The following is a 4746-nucleotide window of genomic DNA, read 5'->3' as shown; positions in this document are numbered from 1 at the left end:
TGATGTATTACCGATGTTAGGAAGTGCGATGGAAGAAAAGACATGGATTGATATTGCTTTTACACCAGATAACGGGTATCAGCTGACAAAAGGGATTCGAAAAGCAGAAAAGGCCATTCGGAAGAAGAAAAAGAATGGGCTAGACGCCTTTGAAAAAGAAGAAATCCGCGCATTAAATAAACGGTTTGCCAAAAATGAAGTGGCGTTTCAAGTATCTGTTTCATTCGCAAGTGACTATTATCCTGGTGTACCTGTTATTAAGAACTTAGGGCATATGGTGGCAAGTATTATGGCCGATGTGAATGAGCTGAGATACAGAAGGCTTAGACGCAGTATGCCAGCTGTACCACATCCCGTATACGGAAAAATGATCTGGACGGGATCAGAGCTATTAAACTTGTTCCATCTTCCCAACGTAACAGGGGATAAAAACAGCAAGACAGAGCGAAACATCTTGTATCTAGATAAAGGGGAAAACATGATACCGAATGATTTATTGGCCGAAGGCATTTCAATTGGCCATGTGATGCATCCCTATATCAAAGATCGATTAGTAAAAATCCGAGAAGACTTTTTCAAGAATCATGGCTACATTACGGGGAAAGTGGGATCTGGTAAAAGTACCATTGCCATGAGGTTGATGCAAAGTGTTATTGATAAATGGCTAGAAAACCCGAATGAAGCGGGTGGATTATCTCTATTTGATCCGACAGAAGATTTGGCATATGTAGCAATGAATCGACTCTTGAAAGCGGAAAAGGATGGGAAAGAAGTGGATTGGAGTAAGGTTCACTTTATCCGTTTTCGAAATACAGATCATCCACCAGCTTTGAACTTATTTCATCGTTTTCCAAATGAAGATATCCAAACAGTGGTTGAATCCATTATGGAAATGATTAAGTTAATGATTCAAGGGCAAGCACAACAAACAGAACGATTACTAAGGGCCATTATTGGTACGTTGCTTTGTGATAAGAGTCAAATTCATACGATTTTAAGTATCCCACTCTTTATTAGTGATGAACTGTTTCGAGCAAATGTAATCGCCAATTTACAAGGGCCAGAACAAAAATATTACTCTCACTTTTGGAAATATGAAGTGGGAAGCGCGTTAGAAGACAGCACACAAGCGATTTTAAACCGATTAGATATCTTTCGTAATACGTTGTATTTAAAGCGTATGTACGGTCAAACAGGTTTTTCCTTAGAAATTCGAAAGTGGATGGATGAAGGACACCTTATCTTTTACGATTTAGCGGGAATGGGAAAAGAAGATACTTTGCTTACAGTCGGTTACATTTGTAACCAATATCACCGTATTGCCCAACAGCGGCCGCATGGTTCCAAACTACACTTAGGTGTAATCGATGAAGCTCATGACGTGCCAGTACCTGTTCTTCCTAAAATTATTGCGAAGGATCGAAAGCATGGATTTGGATTATGGGTGATTACCCAGCAAGTTTCGGGACAGTTAGACAGAGAACTAACAGACATGTTAACAGAAGCGGGCGGAAATTACTTTGTATGCAGGCAAGGTCATAATTCCGCAAAAACGTTAGAGGGCATTATGCAAAAGCAATTCCGTACAGAGTATTTGCAGAACCTTCCTAACTTAGTTGTAGCGATTCAAACACAAGATTATATCAGAGGTGAAGCAAAAAATGTATGGTGTACCATACGTGTTCCACCATTAGACCGCTATCTACAAAATGGAAAAGCGGCAAATTATAAAAACGAAAAAGAAATTCATGCATCAAATGAATGGACCAGAGCAAAGATTCAGTCGTTAGAGAAACAAAATGGGAAGGCAGGATCAGAAATCGATAAGGAAATTGATGAGTTTCTATATGGAAAAGGTAAATATCTACAAGATAGAAAAGTTGACTTATCGAAAGAAGAACCTGTTGTGACATCAGGGCTAGATGAATTAGAAGAAAAATTATCTTCTCATGAAGAAGTGAAAGAACCTGTTTCAGAAACAGAGTCAGCGGAACCCACACATCAAGCGCAAATTATCCCATTCCGAAAACAAGCTAACACAGCGGTAAAAGTGAAAGAAGAAAAACAAGAAAAACAAGAAGTAAAACAGCAAGAAACAAAAGAAATAGAGCTTCCAGAAGACACACCAATCATTGAATCACCTGAGGTTAAAGGCGAAATGGAGGAAGATAAGAAAGGAGAAACAAGCATTTTCGATATGTGGGAAAAGGAGTAGAGACTATGTGCAGTATGTTGTTATTGGAAGAAGACCAAAACTTACTCATGGATATACACAATCACATCTATGTTGATATGGAGTATATAACAGAAAAAGTATATCCGAACCATAAGAAAAAATCAGTGTATTATCGTTTGAATCGCTTAGTACAAGAAAAATATTTGAAAAATGAATTACTTCCCATACCTGTTTCACGAAGCCAGGTTCGTAAATCTGGACGTCCACAAAATGTATATACACTTGCGGCAAAGGGGGTAGAAATGGTTCGTGGATTAAGAGGGAGTGTACATTGGAAAAATAGTTGGTCCCAACGTTCGGCATCCTTTGTGTATCACAGTTTAATGTTAGCAAAGATTGAATGTGCCATGACATTAATATCAAAGAGAGAAGAAAGATTGGAACTCAAGGAATGGATCAATGAACCGCGAGCAACGTTTCAATACGCAAAAGGGAAAAGTCGTGTTATACGACCGGATGGAGTTGCGGTGATTGGGTTAAAAGAAGCGGTTGATAAAAATATTGGTGTATATATGGAAATGGAGCGTTCTTACGGATCAAAAGAAGTATTAGAAAAAAAGATTATCCGTTATAACGACTTTATGACGCAAGAAGGTAAAAAGACAGAATATCGGACGCATATGGGTATGGGATATGGAGTGTTGGAATGGCGTCTTGTATTTATTGCGGGTAGTGAAAGTAGAGAGAAAGAATTGATTCGTTATTTAAAAGGAGTCAGTAGTCCAGAAATTCCAGTGTTTATTACATTGTTTGAAGATATCTTACAAGATCCCTTCGGGAATATTTATCGGAATATTCGGAATCCAGAAATGAAAGTGAGGCTGTAAAAATGTGTTTCGGTTTATTTTATCGATAAGCGCCAGTATTTTTCTGTTAGTTGTCTTTTCAGATTGGTTATTTGAAAGAGTACCAGGATCAAGAGAAGCCTGGGAAGCGGTAAAAAGTAAAGTGGTGGAAATTTACTATACGCAAGGATGGGAAGGTGTCTTGCTTTTCTTCCTGGTCGTAGTGGGGATATGGAAGATGGTCGATCATAAAGGAGGATAGAAAATGCCTATTATCATTTTACCTTCCGTAGGAAATCCAATCATGATAGGTATTATCAGTGTCGTAACCCTTGTGTTTATAGGCTATTCGGTTTACCAAAGAAAATGGAAAATGTTCATGAATTGCTTGCTAATAGGGGGTCTTCTTTTCTTGATACAAGTTTTTCCGCAAGAAGTGGCCAATATGGCATCTAAGTTGGCGGATCATCACCTTTGGATAGATAAGGAGTAAAAAAGATGAGGGGGAGATAGACAATGTTTACACATAAAAACACCTATGAAAGAGGAAATGTGGGAGAAGTTGAAGCTCAATTTCTAGTGGAAATCTATGAAGGAATGGGTTGTGAGGAAGCATATGAAATTTGTTTAGCACAAACAAGTTTATATATGCGGAAATTTTACCTTATGGAGAATGGAAAGATCATTGAAATAGAGATTGGTTTAAATTCAGAGGAATGGGAATGGGAGTGTGATGGACTAGAGTATACAAAAGAAAAAGCAATATTGGAGATTGAACATGAAATCAGCTGCTATGACATGTTTGAGCAAGCAAGGATAGACAAAGGGTGGATGTTCAAAGAAAAAGCACAAAAGTTTCTTACAGTTTTAAGAGAAAAGGAGAGTGCATGATGGACGAATTGGAAAGTTTGGATTTTGTAAGAGAATTTCGGGCTACAGATGGAGCGTCCTTTGAAGTGGGGAGGGATGGAGACAACCGGTATGTGGTTCATGCTAGATTTCCTTATATCACAGGTAGTCAAACGAAACTTAATAATTTTATCAATTATGCAAGAAACGAAATAAAAGATGAATCAACCGCAGTTGGCATGGCTTCATTCGCTCGTGATTGCTACGAACGATCTTTACGCCATTACCGAAATTGAAAGGGGGATGAATATGGTTCAAAAGGTGAAACAGTGGTTTGCAAAAACATTTGAAAGTAAACAAGGGAAGGCAAGGAAAGCGACAAAAATTCCATCCTATAAAGGCCGCTTAATTGGAAAATGGGCCTTTTGGCTCCTGTTTTGTTGGATGCTCATTGTATCCGTAACAACTGTAGTAAAAGGAAAGGGAGATACACAGGCAAAGGCCAGTACCACTCCAAAGGAAGTCACACAAAAACAAAACCTTGCCTCGCGTCCAGAAGCGATTGAATTTGCGCGGGGATTCGCAAAGGAATACTTTACGTGGCAAAGAGGGGATGAGGGAAAGAAGAAGCGTTCAGAGCGCTTACATCCCTATATACCGAAAACATTTGATCCGCAAGTTGGTTTAGATTTTGTAAGTATGCAATGGGATTCCAATTTTCTATACGCAACTGTATTAAGAGTAGATGAGGTTACAGATAAAGAAGCAAGCGTAATTTTTAAAGTGAAATACAAATTAAGCCGCATGAAAGCAGATAATAGCGGGCCAGAGGATAAGGAGGTGATCCAACAAGTGTCGGTTCCTGTTCGGACAGAT

The 4746-nt window shown here is 38.7% G+C and carries 7 protein-coding genes; all 7 read left to right on the top strand.

Features of this window, described 5'->3' with window-relative positions; all coding sequences use genetic code 11:
• On the top strand, positions 1-2215 hold a 2215-nt coding region (locus RT27_RS36000; protein WP_043939268.1), incomplete at its 5' end, for a hypothetical protein.
• A gap of 5 nt (positions 2216-2220) precedes the next feature.
• Positions 2221-3063, top strand: coding sequence for a replication-relaxation family protein (locus RT27_RS31600; RefSeq protein ID WP_043939264.1), 843 nt, complete (start codon positions 2221-2223; stop codon positions 3061-3063).
• Between the two features lie 4 nt (positions 3064-3067).
• Positions 3068-3283 (top strand): hypothetical protein, encoded by a 216-nt coding sequence (locus RT27_RS31595; RefSeq protein WP_000488222.1) that lies wholly within the window; start codon positions 3068-3070, stop codon positions 3281-3283.
• A gap of 3 nt (positions 3284-3286) precedes the next feature.
• Entirely contained in the window at positions 3287-3514 is a 228-nt protein-coding gene (locus RT27_RS31590) for a hypothetical protein (RefSeq protein ID WP_231583611.1), read from the top strand.
• A 23-nt stretch (positions 3515-3537) separates the two neighbouring features.
• Positions 3538-3912, top strand: a complete 375-nt coding sequence (locus RT27_RS31585; protein ID WP_043939262.1) for a hypothetical protein — start codon at positions 3538-3540, stop codon at positions 3910-3912.
• Positions 3909-4166, top strand: coding sequence for a hypothetical protein (locus tag RT27_RS31580; RefSeq protein WP_043939260.1), 258 nt, complete (start codon positions 3909-3911; stop codon positions 4164-4166). The genes RT27_RS31585 and RT27_RS31580 overlap by 4 nt, the downstream gene beginning before the upstream one ends.
• Positions 4167-4179: 13 nt before the next feature.
• The coding region (locus tag RT27_RS31575; RefSeq protein WP_043939258.1) for a conjugal transfer protein at positions 4180-4746 on the top strand (567 nt) is incomplete at its 3' end.

The organism is Bacillus sp. L_1B0_5 (assembly GCF_000836715.1).
GTDB classification, from domain to species: domain Bacteria; phylum Bacillota; class Bacilli; order Bacillales; family Bacillaceae_G; genus Bacillus_A; species Bacillus_A thuringiensis_S.
This window is presented reverse-complemented; position numbering and strand designations above follow the sequence as displayed.

Excerpts from the sequence above, each read along its gene's own strand:
- RT27_RS31600 (WP_043939264.1), top strand. The coding sequence starts at position 2,221 with ATGTGCAGTATGTTGTTATTGGAAGAAGACCAAAACTTACTCATGGAT.
- RT27_RS31590 (WP_231583611.1), top strand. The coding sequence starts at position 3,287 with ATGCCTATTATCATTTTACCTTCCGTAGGAAATCCAATCATGATAGGT.
- RT27_RS31585 (WP_043939262.1), top strand. The coding sequence starts at position 3,538 with ATGTTTACACATAAAAACACCTATGAAAGAGGAAATGTGGGAGAAGTT.
- RT27_RS31580 (WP_043939260.1), top strand. The coding sequence starts at position 3,909 with ATGATGGACGAATTGGAAAGTTTGGATTTTGTAAGAGAATTTCGGGCT.